This is a genomic window from Pseudoalteromonas sp. NCIMB 1079 (genome assembly GCF_040567695.1).
GTDB classification, from domain to species: domain Bacteria; phylum Pseudomonadota; class Gammaproteobacteria; order Enterobacterales; family Alteromonadaceae; genus Pseudoalteromonas; species Pseudoalteromonas distincta.
On record NZ_JBEWZA010000001.1, the window covers coordinates 2,392,359 to 2,405,272 of the forward strand.

At 36.8% G+C, this 12,914-nt stretch carries 11 protein-coding genes and 1 pseudogene; 4 read left to right on the forward strand and 8 right to left on the reverse strand.

The features are described from left to right. Positions 1-303 precede the first annotated feature (303 nt). Complete coding sequence (locus ABX891_RS11020) at positions 304-1,473, forward strand: MFS transporter (protein WP_165742815.1); 1,170 nt, start codon at positions 304-306, stop codon at positions 1,471-1,473. Between the two features lie 74 nt (positions 1,474-1,547). Here ABX891_RS11020 and ABX891_RS11025 read toward each other — a convergent pair whose 3' ends face one another. The 6 genes and pseudogenes from ABX891_RS11025 to ABX891_RS11050 all read right to left on the reverse strand — a co-directional run bounded on the left by ABX891_RS11025 (position 1,548) and on the right by ABX891_RS11050 (position 5,869). Beyond that, positions 1,548-2,063, reverse strand: coding sequence for a peptidoglycan DD-metalloendopeptidase family protein (locus ABX891_RS11025; RefSeq protein WP_165742814.1), 516 nt, complete (start codon positions 2,061-2,063; stop codon positions 1,548-1,550). Between the two features lie 91 nt (positions 2,064-2,154). Continuing rightward, entirely contained in the window at positions 2,155-2,421 is a 267-nt protein-coding gene (locus ABX891_RS11030; RefSeq protein ID WP_165742813.1) for a YrhK family protein, read from the reverse strand. A gap of 151 nt (positions 2,422-2,572) precedes the next feature. Further along, positions 2,573-3,913 carry an SPFH domain-containing protein gene (locus ABX891_RS11035; RefSeq protein WP_002961828.1) on the reverse strand — a complete coding sequence of 447 codons (1,341 nt, stop codon included), beginning with the start codon at positions 3,911-3,913 and terminating at the stop codon, positions 2,573-2,575. Continuing rightward, a pseudogene (locus tag ABX891_RS11040) lies at positions 3,906-4,243 on the reverse strand (methanolan biosynthesis protein EpsI). The gene ABX891_RS11035 and the pseudogene ABX891_RS11040 overlap by 8 nt, the downstream one beginning before the upstream one ends. A 235-nt stretch (positions 4,244-4,478) precedes the next feature. Beyond that, complete coding sequence (locus ABX891_RS11045) at positions 4,479-5,060, reverse strand: hypothetical protein (RefSeq protein WP_354629500.1); 582 nt, start codon at positions 5,058-5,060, stop codon at positions 4,479-4,481. 401 nt (positions 5,061-5,461) lie between these two features. Beyond that, entirely contained in the window at positions 5,462-5,869 is a 408-nt protein-coding gene (locus tag ABX891_RS11050; protein ID WP_007583292.1) for a hypothetical protein, read from the reverse strand. Between the two features lie 379 nt (positions 5,870-6,248). On the opposite strand from ABX891_RS11050, the gene ABX891_RS11055 reads away from it, so the two are divergent. Further along, positions 6,249-6,797 carry a hypothetical protein gene (locus ABX891_RS11055; protein WP_165723094.1) on the forward strand — a complete coding sequence of 183 codons (549 nt, stop codon included), beginning with the start codon at positions 6,249-6,251 and terminating at the stop codon, positions 6,795-6,797. 105 nt (positions 6,798-6,902) lie between these two features. Here the strand turns inward: ABX891_RS11055 and ABX891_RS11060 are convergent, their stop codons facing one another. Further along, on the reverse strand, positions 6,903-8,153 hold the full coding sequence (locus ABX891_RS11060) for a cation:proton antiporter (protein WP_024590868.1): 1,251 nt from the start codon (positions 8,151-8,153) through the stop codon (positions 6,903-6,905). Between the two features lie 293 nt (positions 8,154-8,446). Further along, the gene (locus ABX891_RS11065) at positions 8,447-8,854 is read right to left on the reverse strand and encodes a hypothetical protein (RefSeq protein ID WP_149592073.1); all 408 of its coding nucleotides are present in this window, start codon (positions 8,852-8,854) and stop codon (positions 8,447-8,449) included. Positions 8,855-9,347: 493 nt separating this feature from the next. Here ABX891_RS11065 and ABX891_RS11070 point away from each other — a divergent pair, with 493 nt between their 5' ends. After that, on the forward strand, positions 9,348-11,150 hold the full coding sequence (locus tag ABX891_RS11070) for an anti-phage dCTP deaminase (RefSeq protein WP_290193339.1): 1,803 nt from the start codon (positions 9,348-9,350) through the stop codon (positions 11,148-11,150). Positions 11,151-11,385: 235 nt separating this feature from the next. Next, complete coding sequence (gene sbcB / locus ABX891_RS11075; RefSeq protein ID WP_154903754.1) at positions 11,386-12,831, forward strand: exodeoxyribonuclease I; 1,446 nt, start codon at positions 11,386-11,388, stop codon at positions 12,829-12,831. The last annotated feature ends 83 nt before the right edge of the window (positions 12,832-12,914 follow it).

The window sequence follows — 12,914 nt, forward strand, 5'->3', positions numbered from 1 at the left end:
TAAACTTTACAAGTGACGTGCAGCATGCGATATGTGCCTGTCTGCTTGCATTTCAAAAAACTCTATTCAGACATAAATGCTCACAAATATAAAACAATATCTACATAAAAACACTACAATAAAAAGCATAATAGATCCGATAATTTACCAAAAAGATCGTTTTAAAGTTTATTTATATTGTTTAATAAAATATCACTTTACTTATTTTTAATTTGGCTCTAAATTCGCGCAAATTTTATTATTAAAGTAACCTCTCAAACTTTAAAACAGTGGTTATTTACCTTGATGAGTCGATAAACACAAATGGCCGAATCAGCCACCACAAGCACCTCTAACAACCCTTTAGCACCCGTTATCGGGCTGTCATTTTTTGCTATTGCATCAGGCTTTTTAATGAGCCTTATTCCGCTGTCGTTACCTGCATTTAAACTTGATGAAAATCTAGCGCCTTGGCTTGCGAGCATTTTTTACTTTGGCTTACTTATTGGCGCCACCACAATAGAGCGCATTGTGGTAAAAATGGGTCATCGCTTCGCCTTTATATTATTTTTAAGCTTGTTAATAGTAAGTGTGCTTGCACAACTTGCGCTACCAAATACCGTTAACTGGTTAATTGCACGATTTGTAGCAGGTGTTGCTGTTGCCGGTGTGTTTGTCGTTGTTGAGTCTTGGTTGTTAATGACCAACACAGCAAAGTCGCGGGCTAAACGTTTGGGTTTATACATGACCTCACTTTATGGGGGCAGCGCGGTTGGTCAACTTGCTATAGGGCCGCTTGGCACCGAAGGTTCAATGCCTTATTTATTTGTAGCCTCGTTATTATTTTTAGCTATTTTGGCGCCTTTATTAATAACTAAAGGTCAGCCCGAAAAACAGCACCTTGAAAAACTACCACTAAAAGAAATAAAAACATTAAGCCACCCAGCTATGCTCGGATGCTTAGCATCGGGCTTATTACTGGGCCCTATTTACGGCTTAATGCCGGTGTATATTTCAGCACAAGCTGATCAAGCTCAGTACACAGGAACACTTATGGCGGTTATTATTTTAGGCGGCATGGTCGTGCAGCCGCTTGTGAGTTACTTATCTACTCGGCTTGAAAAAAGCTTATTGATGGGTATGTTTTGTTTAGTAGGCGCAGCCGGTGCTGCGGGTATACTACAAGCAAACACTTTAGCAGGATTAATAGTAAGCTACTTAATACTAGGCGCATGCAGCTTTGCACTTTACCCGATTGCTATAACACTTGCGTGCGACTCATTGCCAATGGCAAAAATAGTATCGGCAACTGAGGTAATGCTTTTGAGTTACAGTATTGGTTCGGTATTTGGCCCTATGCTTGCTGCAAATTTATCTGATGCACCCAACGGTATTGTGTTTTATTTAGCAGGCTGTTTAATCACTACCTGTATTTATATGTTTATTAAAAGCATTAAAAATATACGCGCGGGTAAAACCCCAGTTGCAGGCTAATTTTTAGCTTAAATACACACTTGTTTATTAACGGATTTTAGCTGTTAAACATCTTGATTTAACAGCTAAAACTATTATTTAGCAGTGAGTTTTTTATGTGGGCTCAAAAAAAACATCTTTTTCCACCCTTGGTTTTGCGTTGTAAAAAGCCACGGCATAGGCACTAACGATAAAATAGAATAATGCACATGAGGCTGTTTTCCTGCGGCATTTCCGGTATCGCCCAGTAAGCCAATTTGACTGTTTATACTTACTACATCACCTGTACTTACCGAGTAGTCATTTAAATGTGCAAAATAATGCACGCGCCATTTAGGCCCAAGCACTGCAACCACCTTACCACCACGGGTTAACTCACTTGCAAATATAACAATACCGCTTGTTGAGGCAACTACGGGAGTATTTTTTGTGCCAAAAATATCAATTCCTTTGTGCACACCCGACCTACCCCAAGGCTCGTACCAAAACGTGTTATGATTCCAATCTTTACTTGTGGCACCTTGTACCGGAATCATTATTTTTTCGGGAATTAGTAAGCCTATAATTAATAAAGTAGCTATTCCAATTGCAATCCACTTAAGTACTTTCACTTTTCTATCCTTGATATTTATATAACTTATACTGGTAAATTATTAGCCATAATAACTGAACTCATCATGAGTCGTATTTATGGTGTTTTATTTATGAAGTTTTATTTGAATGAAATACCCGACTAACATGTACTAAGCTGATCAATTTCAAAATAGGTTTTATAAGCAATTGAGCACTGCCCGCTATAAACAGCCATGTGCCACTTTCTATTAGTGAGTCATTTAAAAAGAAAAAACTGCCAATTAAAAACCAAACAGCAATCAAAAAATCGTTAAACGCTCCCAGCGCTTCATATCGTCGCTGGATGGTAATATGCTCTTGCCCTAAATCTAAAATAAACTGATTACTGGGGTCCATAAGTACTGCTCACTCTTTTATTTCATAATTTAAAAAGCTTGTTTTCACAAGCTAAGCCGCACCATACAATAACAAAATTTACGCAATAAAAAACGCTGGCCAATGCGAATCAGCCAACGTTTTATTGTTTGTGCAATACTTAACTAATCGTTTATTTTTTCTCTTTTTCTAAACGCTTTTTAAGACTTAATGCAGCATCGGCGGCTAATAAACGCATGAATTCAGAGCCATTACTTTGCTCGCCTTGGCCTGCGCCTATTACAATTTCAGGCACTAAACGGCTATTACCTAAGCTTGTAAATAAAGCGGTTTGAATTTTAACTTCTGCTTTTAGTGTTTCATCAAATACATACTTTGGATCAAGTGCAGCAGACTTAGCTCTTAAACGAGCCTCAGCTAAAACGTCCATACCTAATGCTTCTAAACGTTGTTGCTTTAGAATCTCTTCTTGCTCTTTTGCAAGCTCCGCTTTTACAGCCACTCGTTGCTGTGCAGAAATAATGGCATTTGCCTTAATCCGTTCAGCATCAATTTGCTCTTTTATTTTTAGCTTTTCAGATTCAGCACGCTGCTTAGCAATTGCTTGTTCACCTAAAGCCACTTCAGTACGCGCTTGTTGCTCTGCTTTTTTAAGGTTTTGACGCGCTAGCGCTTCATCAGCAGCAGCTTGCTTTTGGGCTTCAAGGCGAGCATTTACTTTGCTTTCGTAGTCAATATCAATAATGCTGGCATCTACTACTGTAATACCGTAAGCGCCTAAAATAGGTGCGTTACGCAGTGTATTACCCTCATCATCCATTTTAATATTAATAGTGACACGTTGCTGTTTACTTAAATTACCTAAATCGTCAGATTTATCGCGCTCGCCCGTACTAATAATTTGTTCAGTAACAAAAATACCGTTGGTTAATTGATCAGCAAAATCTTGACTTAATTGACCATTACCACCAGAGTAATGTTGCTCTACCGACATCATTCGCGCCGACGCTTTTACATTTTCGGTGGTTGCACGCATTAATAAATTAGATATTAATGTTTCTTGTGAACCAAACTCTTCGTGTATTTTAAGTAAACCACGTAGAGCACCCGACTCTGCTGCTGGTACATTGCCTGGTAATCTAAAACGAGAGACACCTCGTGCGCCACCTGTTGTGGTATCTAAAAATCGAATTGGTATTAGCGGTACAATTGCGCTTGCTGTTGCACCGGCATCGCCCGTAAAGTTAATCGAAATTACTTTTTTATAAGCGGATGTACTACCAAACGCTTTTAAGTAAGGGCCTGCTTGATTTATTACGGTTAAGTTACCTGTAAAAGCCGATTGATGTACTAAACGCTCATCTGCTTCATTCCATGAAACAACTTGCGATGTAAGAGTTGCTATCACGACCAATACAACAACAATTGATGACACTATAATTACATTACGACGACCAAATCGACTCATAAATGAGTCACTTTTTACTGCTGGGACTGCTTTTTCGCTATCCATTTTTATTACTCTCCATGTTTAATTTCTTTTTAACAAAGTAAATAATTTCCTGTTCACTCAAATGTGCGCAAAAGCTACCAGAGCGATGTAACTCAACAAATGTTGCAAGGATTTCTTCTTTACCTTTAGCTGTTTTATCTTGGTTTTCTTGTGTTTGATTTTTTCTGTTAGTTGAGTGATTAGTTCATCAACTATCGTGTCTTTATCAAACAGTACGTTGTATTCCTTGGATTTTCTTACCCGACTTTTATGTACGTTGCTGTAAATTACATAAAGTGCAACGCATAAAATAATAACAAGTAAACTTAACCCTATAATATAAAAAATCATAAGCTCTACTTAAATTAGTTTAAATACTTAATGAGCAATAACAATTGTAAGCATCACTTTACAAATGTTAACCCAGTAATTTTACAGTAAACCCGAGTAAAAAACAGATTAAAAATAAAGTTCATCAGGTATACAGTTATAACCGCACATAAAAGTAAGCTTTTTCAAACAAAAAATGCCAGTCAGTTATTAGCTGACTGGCATTAAACTAATATTTATTAAAGTGCTTTTTACATTATTCGCATTGCACCCTGTCAACACCATTTTCACCGCACTCATGCAGCATTGTTCCATCTTCTCGGCGGGTATCTCTAAACCATTTCCCTTCAATTGTTTTAATAATACGTACGTTGTCTGTGGTTTTGTATTTACGCCAAAAGCTAGCATCAATAGATGTTTCGTCATCAAACTCATAGGGCATAGCAGCGAGTACGGTCACTAAATCTTGAGTTTCTAAGTCAGTAGCTTTGTCTTTAACATTTACCCAATCAGATAATGTCTGAAAGTCGGCATTTTCCTCTCTAAAGGCAAAGTCAGTTTGGTAAAACGATCCTGACTCAGTATAGCTAATGCTAAAACCTCGCTCGAACGGTGTATCTAAATTAGCACTAACGCATTCATCAGCTGTAGGAAAGTTAACCGATGGGCTAGTATTAGCAACGCCATAAAGCACATTGCTTTGCTCAAAACTAACGTTCTCAATGCTAGAGCATCGGTAAGTACGATCGGCGTTAATGTAAACATCGTCTCTAACTGTTAATTTTCCATTTAACGATTCTTCGCCCCAAGGCGTATCTGTTGAATCCAATCGAGACAAAATAACGTCAATTTTGTCGAGTTCGTCTGTATTTTGAAGCTTTACTTGCTCATAAATAAGTTCAGCGCCTGCAAAAATAACTTTATCGCGGTACCATGCATTTTCAAACCCATACTCTGCATCTTTTGCTTTACCACAAACGATAAAAACAAACCTAATAAGTGAATAAATCTAACCTATAGACTTTAGTCTAACACCTGTAAAAATACTTAGTAATTACAATTAGTTAAAATCCATGAAAACAACTAAACAATATATATAAAAATACATTTTTTTATTTTTTAATAGCAAAATACAAAGTTAATAAACACGAAAAAGCCGATGTTGGGGTTTAATCCAACATCGGCTTTTTTACTCTCGCTATTTTATATTATGCTTTAGTAAGCACTTTATAAAAGACCTTATAGAGATAATTCTTCTTTAGCGCGAGTTAAGTTGTGCGATACCATTGAGCTGTTAGACAATTTTGATGCTTCGTATAAATCAGCAAGTGCAGCAGTGTCGTTATGCGCTTTTAAACGTGCAACACCACGGTTGCTTAATGCGAATGACGTAAGTTGGCGTACTTTAAATTTAGGGCCATCTGCGTCTTTTAAAAGTGCGATTGCTTTAGTACAAATTGCTTCCGCTTGCGCATAATTTTTTGACTTAACATTCAGTGCGCAGCTATTAAATGATTGCTCAAGTGGCTGTGGCGCTGTTGCAGTTTCAATAACCATTAATTTGTAATCACTTTGATCAGCCATTGCAGCAGCTGAACATGTTAATAGTGAGCTAAGAGCGATAGTTTTGATAAGTGTAAGTTTCATGGTCATATTCCTGATTAGTTAAGCCGTGCTTGTTGCCGACAACTGAACTTTAGTGAATTACCACAACCCCGACAAACGATTAAAACAAACCTAATAAGTGAGAAAAATTAACCTATAGACCTTAGTCTAATACGTTTAAACTTTTTCTATATATTTAAACAACTTACGCACTATCTTACGTGCCTAAAATCGCTACTTTGCATTTTAAAATACATATAATTATTTATGCTTTTATTTAGTCGGTTTTATTTTAAGCACCTTGCTTTGGCATAACTGAATAACAATCAAACAAATTTATACATTTAATTACATGCAATACTAAGTTATGTATTTATAATTACGGCTCTGGTAACTTTTCATCATTAATGGGTTAACTTTTTTGAAACACACACTTCCTCTTTTTGTTTTATTAAGCACGCTTTTATCATTTAGCCAAAATGCTAACGCAAGGCTTTTGCTCGGTAATGACATGCCTAACACCGGTATGTTTATAAAATCAGAATTTAATGGCGATAGCAGCATTACATCTGCGGGTGTAGAAATGATGGTCAAACAAAATTACAGTAACTTTGGTGTTGTTTTTACAAGCGCAATTGGCGCGGCAGTAATCGATAATAAACAAGGCGAGCAAGAAGAATTTATAACGTGGGACAACGGAATGAAGCTTGGTTATTTTAATGACTTTTTTATATACGCAGAGCTTGGCTTAGATCTGTTCGAACTCGCCTTTAAAAACGATAGGGGCGACAACACCTACCAAATAGAAAAATCGAACAACGACATAGACGGCTACGCAGGTATAGGTGCGGGTTATCACTTTAAGCCATTTAAAATAGAGGTATTTACTCGAGCACGCCAAATAGATGGCGACTACTGGGAAGCACAAGAACATATTTACAGCGGTGTGCAGCTCAGCTTTACGTTTTAATTGCCCTTTTGTTTTATAAGAAAAATAAAAAGCGTGTGAAATACAGCTATTTCACACGCTTTTTAAAAAATTACATTTAACAGGTTTGATCTAACCAATTTATATTTAACGGATAGTTTTGGCTACTTTACCAATACTCAAACCCTGAATTAAAATTGAAAACACCACAACCGCATAAGTGAGAGCCAACAAAATATCGCGCTCGTTCCCATCAGGTAGTTGCAATACCAGTGCAACCGAAATACCACCGCGCAAGCCACCCCAGGTTAAAACTTTCCATGCGCCAGATGGCAACTCTAATTGCTTATTAAATGTAGTGGTTGTTATACCCACAACAATTAAACGTGCGAGTAACGCTATTAAAATTGTTAAGCCACCAGCAATAAACAAATTACTCGAAAATGCAATCATGACGACCTCAAGCCCTATGAGTACAAATAAAATGGCATTTAAAATTTCGTCAATCAGCTCCCAAAATAAATCAACGTAATGGCGTGTTTTGTCGCTCATAGCCATACTGCGACCATGATTGCCCACCATTAGCCCCATCATTACCATTGCAAGTGGGCCCGACAAATGCCAATGGCTTGCAAGTGCATAACCACCAATAACGCCCGCTAAAGTAAGGAGTACTTCTTCTTGGTAACTATCAATACTTTTAAGTAAGTAATATAAAATACCACCTAATACCAAACCAAAAACAATACCGCCACCGGCTTCAACCGCCAGCGTGTGTGCTACATAATAAGTTGTAGGAATATCACCACTTGATAAAACACCCAATAAAAGCACAAAAATAACCACGCCTATACCATCGTTAAACAACGATTCACCCGCAATCACGGTTTCAATACTTTTAGGCGCCCCCGCAGATTGTAAAATACCCATTACCGCAATAGGATCAGTTGGCGAAATTAATGCGCCAAACAATAAACACCAAATAAATGCTAAATCAAAACCAAGCAAAGGAAGTACTAAATAAAGCGCGCCTGCAATAATAACCGTTGATAGCAACGTACCAACACAGGCCAAAATACCGATTGGCAATTTATAGCGCCTTAAATCGCTAACATTTACATGTAGCGCCCCAGCAAAAAGCAGCATAGAGAGCATGCCATCAAGCAAAACTTCAGTAAAATCTAACTGATCGAGCAAGCTCACTTCGTAATCTATAAGATCATCAAATCCTAAAAAGCCCAAAAATATAGCGCCGATAGATAAAAGCATCGAAATAACCATAACGCCAATGGTTGTTGGCAAGCCAATAAAGCGATGGTTTACATAGGTGAGTAACGCGGTAATTGATAAAAATATCGCACTTATTTCAAGTACGCTTAGGCTGGTTCCTGGTGCCATGGTTTAAATCTCAATATTTATTTAATGATGCCCTGCTCAAAATAAGCAAAGCAGAAGGGTTATTATTTTTTATACGGTTATCTCGCATTATATTCGCGTAGCCTAAACAAGCATACCCAAAATATTAATTATAAATACACACCCTACTCTATTGACGTATTTAAGGTATTAACTTACGCATTAAATAAAACAAAAAAGCCCATGTTAGGAATTAACCTAACATGGGCTTTTTTACTCTCGCTATTTTATAACATGCTTTTGGTAAGCACTTTATAAAAGCGTTTCTAAAGTACTTATAAAGAAAGCTCTTCTTTAGCGCGAGTTAAGTTGTGCGATACCATTGTACTTGTAGACATTTGGTTTGCTTCGTATAAATCAGCAAGGCCTGCAGTGTCGTTGTTCGCTTTTAAACGTGCAACACCACGGTTGCTTAATGCAAACGATGTAAGTTGACGTACTTTAAATTTAGGGCCATCTGCGTCTTTTAAAAGTGCGATTGCTTTAGTACAAATTGCTTCAGCCTCAGCGTAATTTTTTGACTTAACATTCAGTGCGCAGCTATTAAATGATTGCTCAAGTGGCTGTGGTGCTGTTGCAGCTTCAATAACCATTAACTTGTAATCACTTTGCTCAGCCATTGCAGCAGCTGAACATGTAAGTAGTGAGCTAAGAGCGATAGTTTTGATAAGAGTAAGTTTCATGGTCGTAGTCCTGTTATGCCAATTGTTTAAATTAGTGAGCTTTTTTAGCGTCAAGAAAATAGCTTAATAACAAGGCAAAAATTATGAAATATAGTCGTTCTATATAAGTAATTTTTAACGCAGTTAGTGAGTTATTTAATTCGCTAAAATGATCATGTTTTAATAAAATTGGTATTAGTTAAATCGTACTTGTTGCCGACAACTGAACTTTAGAGAATTAACACAAAACCGACAAACGATTAAAACAAACTTAATAAGTGAAGAAAACTAATCTATAGACTTTAGTCTAATAATTAGTGAGGCTTATTTAATAGTGAGGTCGAAGTAATTGCAGTGTTGAGCGTTCGTGGTATATTCACCGATACAATTACAAGTTATCTTATTGATTCTAAATGGATGTAAATTAGACAGTCCAGACTGACTTAAGAACTCTGTTGATTTGAATAATTATTTACCATCAATAGCCCAAATTAAACACGAAAAGGAATTCAAAGTGATAAATACAGATTTAATCTCAAATCTTTTAGGTGAACGTAGCAATTTCATATTAATAGGGTTAACCGGTAGAACTGGCTCTGGCTGCTCAACAACAGCAAATTTATTAAGTGGCGATAAATTAAAATTCCCTGCCAGTAACGAAGTTAACTATAAAACTGAACCTTACTTCTCGGGTATGGATATCAAGCGCTATGAAATTGTAAAAAAATACGCTGAAGAGAATAATGATCTATTTAAAGTAATTAAAATAAGTGAACTTATTAGCGCTCAGATTTTAAATATTACAGAAGATGATTTTAGAACTTTTATTGAATCTGTAATTGATAAAGATTTACATCAAAAAATAGAGCAAGTATTAGAAAAATGTAAATTTAAAGAAAGCCAAAAAGCATTTAAAAAGCTATCTAAAGAATCTGATTACTTTATTAATGGTACAAGCTCTCATAACCATGAACTAAAAGGTTTAAATATTTCAAGTTGGTTTGACATCATCAACCAGTTCACATTAAATTTAAAGGATGTACTAAAATCTGATTTAGCTAATAGTTATGTAACTATCTATCAAAGCGTTGGTGATTCGATACGCCGGACAAAAAAGATTACTCCTAACTACAGAGAAAATAGCTTTGTGCCAGAAGGGTTATTCGAATTACCACGAATGGTAAACCGGCTAATAAAATTCTATCGCTATAAAGATAAAGAAGACAAGAAAAAAACATATATTGCCATAGACACTATTCGTAACCCTTATGAAGCAAAGTATTTTAAAGATAGATATGCAGCATTTTATTTGGTTTCTATTAATGCGACAACAGAAGATCGAAAGAAATATCTGCAAGATAAATATAAGTTTACTTTTGATAAAATAGCCGAAATTGATGAAAGAGAATCAGGTAAATTCCCTACCGAAGGTAAAACAGATGCAAAATGTGGCGAATGTAATCAAGAAATAAATAAGTCATCTAAACATGACAAATACGATGAACTTATAATCTCGAATGTAAAAAGATGTATTGAGATATCTGATATACATATATTTAACCCAAGAAATGAACCACAAAACCACAACGTTCTGAAAGCTCAGTTAGCTTGGTATTTAAGTCTAATTAAACACCCAGGCTTAGTAACCCCAACTCCATTAGAGCGTGTCATGCAAATTGCATTTACGGCAAAAATGAATTCAGGTTGTATATCTCGACAAGTTGGGGCTGTTGTAACAGATGATGCTTACTCAATAAAATCTGTGGGATGGAATGATGTAGCCAAAGGACAAGTACCATGTAATTTACGTTCACTTGAAGATTTAGAAAATTTTTCTAGTGATACTACTTACAGCGAGTATGAAAGAAACGATGAAAATTTTAGAAAATTTGCATCAAATGAATTAATTAAAATAAAGCATTTAGGAGAGAAAGGAAGAAATTTAGCATATTGCTTTAAATCAATTCAAAACAAAGTAGATAAAGAAAAAAACCAAGTTCATACTCGTTCACTTCATGCTGAAGAAAACGCATTTTTACAGTTAGCTAAGTATGGTGGTGTTGGTATTGAAGGCGGGAAACTATTTACTACAGCTAGTCCATGTGAACTATGTGCTAAAAAAGCCTACCAGTTAGGTATCAAAGAAATTATATTTATTGATCCATACCCAGGTCTAGCTATTCAACATATTATATCCATAGGGATAAATCCGCCTAAACTAATTCAATTCAGAGGGGCTGTCGGCAAAGCATACCATCAACTGTATGAACCTTTAATGCCTTATAAAGACGAATTAAATTATTTAGCTGATAACTAGACCACTATTTAGAATATTTAATTTTGCAACACAACTCTTGTATCTAGTAAGTGTTGTGTTGAAAAAAAACAGATAGCACAGAGCTCCACTATTAAAAGCAAATGCAACAAGCACATCATTTATTACCCAAACCTATAAACTCCCTCGCCCATATGCCATAATCTAAATAATTCATTATTTTAGTAACTTGGCGCGTATTTAGGCGCTTTTAAGTTAACTACTCAGGGTTTTCAGCATGGCATATCAAGAGCAAAATCAAGCAACAATCTATTGGCACGACTACGAGACTTGGGGGGCGAGCCCTCAAAAGGATAAGCCGAGCCAATTTGCGGGTATTCGTACCGATCTTGATTTAAATATTATTGGCGAGCCACTTATTGAATATTGTAAGCCGCAAGCGGATTACTTACCTCACCCTGAGGCGTGTTTAATAACGGGTATTACGCCACAAGTGGCGATGAAAAAAGGCTTAGTTGAAGCTGAGTTTATAGCAAAAATTCATGCCGAATTTAGCGTACCAAACACCTGTGTCGCCGGTTATAACAGTATTCGGTTTGATGACGAAGTAAGTCGTTACAGCTTTTACCGTAACTTTTACGACCCATACGAGCGTGAATACAAAAATAACAATAGCCGATGGGATATTATTGATTTAGTACGTGCTTGTTACGCGCTGCGCCCTGAAGGCATTGAATGGCCGTTAAAAGAAGACGGCAGCCCAAGCTTTAAGCTAGAGCATTTAACCGTAGCCAATGGTATTGAACACGCTGCAGCGCACGATGCACTAAGCGATGTAACCGCCACTATCGCACTGGCTAAGCTAATAAAAGAAAAACAACCAAAGCTATATAACTTCTTTTTTGGGCTGCGTAATAAAAAAGCCCTTGCTGAATTGGTTGATGTATTTAACATGACGCCGCTGGTGCATACCACATCGCGCATACCTGCAACACAAGGCTGTACAAGCTGGGTTGCACCAATGAGCTTTCATCCGGTTAATAAAAACGCGGTTATTTGTTTTGATTTAACCCAAAACCCGCAAGTACTCATTGATTTAAACGTAGAAGAGTTACGCAAACGTTTATACACCAAACGTGTTGATTTAGCCGAGGGTGAATTACCTGTTGGCTTAAAATTAGTGCATTTAAACAAGTGCCCTATTTTAGCCCCAGCTAAAACATTATTGCCTGAAAACGCCGCCCGCCTTGGGATTGACCGCGAGCAATGCTTAGCTAACTTAGCTATTTTAAAAGCCAATACCGACCTTCGCGATAAAGTAACCGAAGTGTTTAACGAGCAAGGCGATTACAGCGCAACTACTAACGTTGACTACTTACTTTACGATGGGTTTACAAGCCATGCTGATAAAGCTAAATTTGCGATTATTCGTGATGCAAAACCAGATGAATTAGCAGGGTTGAAGTTAGACTTTGAAGATAAAAAGTTTAATACGTTGTTGTTTAGATACCGCGCCCGTAACTGGCCTGAAACGCTAAACCAGCAAGAGCTTGACCAATGGCGCCAGTATTGCCAAAACAAGTTAATGCACGGGGAAGATCAACCGTCGATTAATGCGCAAGATTTTATGATCACCCTTGAAAACCTAGCGCATGAACATGACGACAGCGAAAAAAATCTTACAATTTTAAAGGCACTGTACAACTACGCACAAAGCATGTAATTTGGTGTAGACGTACTTATACAACGCATATAAAAACGCGACGCTATAGTAATTTAAGCGTCGCGTTTTTGTTTGAATTTTTA

Coding starts and splice junctions, on each gene's coding strand:
- ABX891_RS11020 (WP_165742815.1), top strand. CDS start 304: ATGGCCGAATCAGCCACCACAAGCACCTCTAACAACCCTTTAGCACCC.
- ABX891_RS11030 (WP_165742813.1), bottom strand. CDS start 2,421: ATGGACCCCAGTAATCAGTTTATTTTAGATTTAGGGCAAGAGCATATT.
- ABX891_RS11035 (WP_002961828.1), bottom strand. CDS start 3,913: ATGGATAGCGAAAAAGCAGTCCCAGCAGTAAAAAGTGACTCATTTATG.
- ABX891_RS11050 (WP_007583292.1), bottom strand. CDS start 5,869: ATGAAACTTACACTTATCAAAACTATCGCTCTTAGCTCACTATTAACA.
- ABX891_RS11060 (WP_024590868.1), bottom strand. CDS start 8,153: ATGGCACCAGGAACCAGCCTAAGCGTACTTGAAATAAGTGCGATATTT.
- ABX891_RS11065 (WP_149592073.1), bottom strand. CDS start 8,854: ATGAAACTTACTCTTATCAAAACTATCGCTCTTAGCTCACTACTTACA.
- sbcB (WP_154903754.1), top strand. CDS start 11,386: ATGGCATATCAAGAGCAAAATCAAGCAACAATCTATTGGCACGACTAC.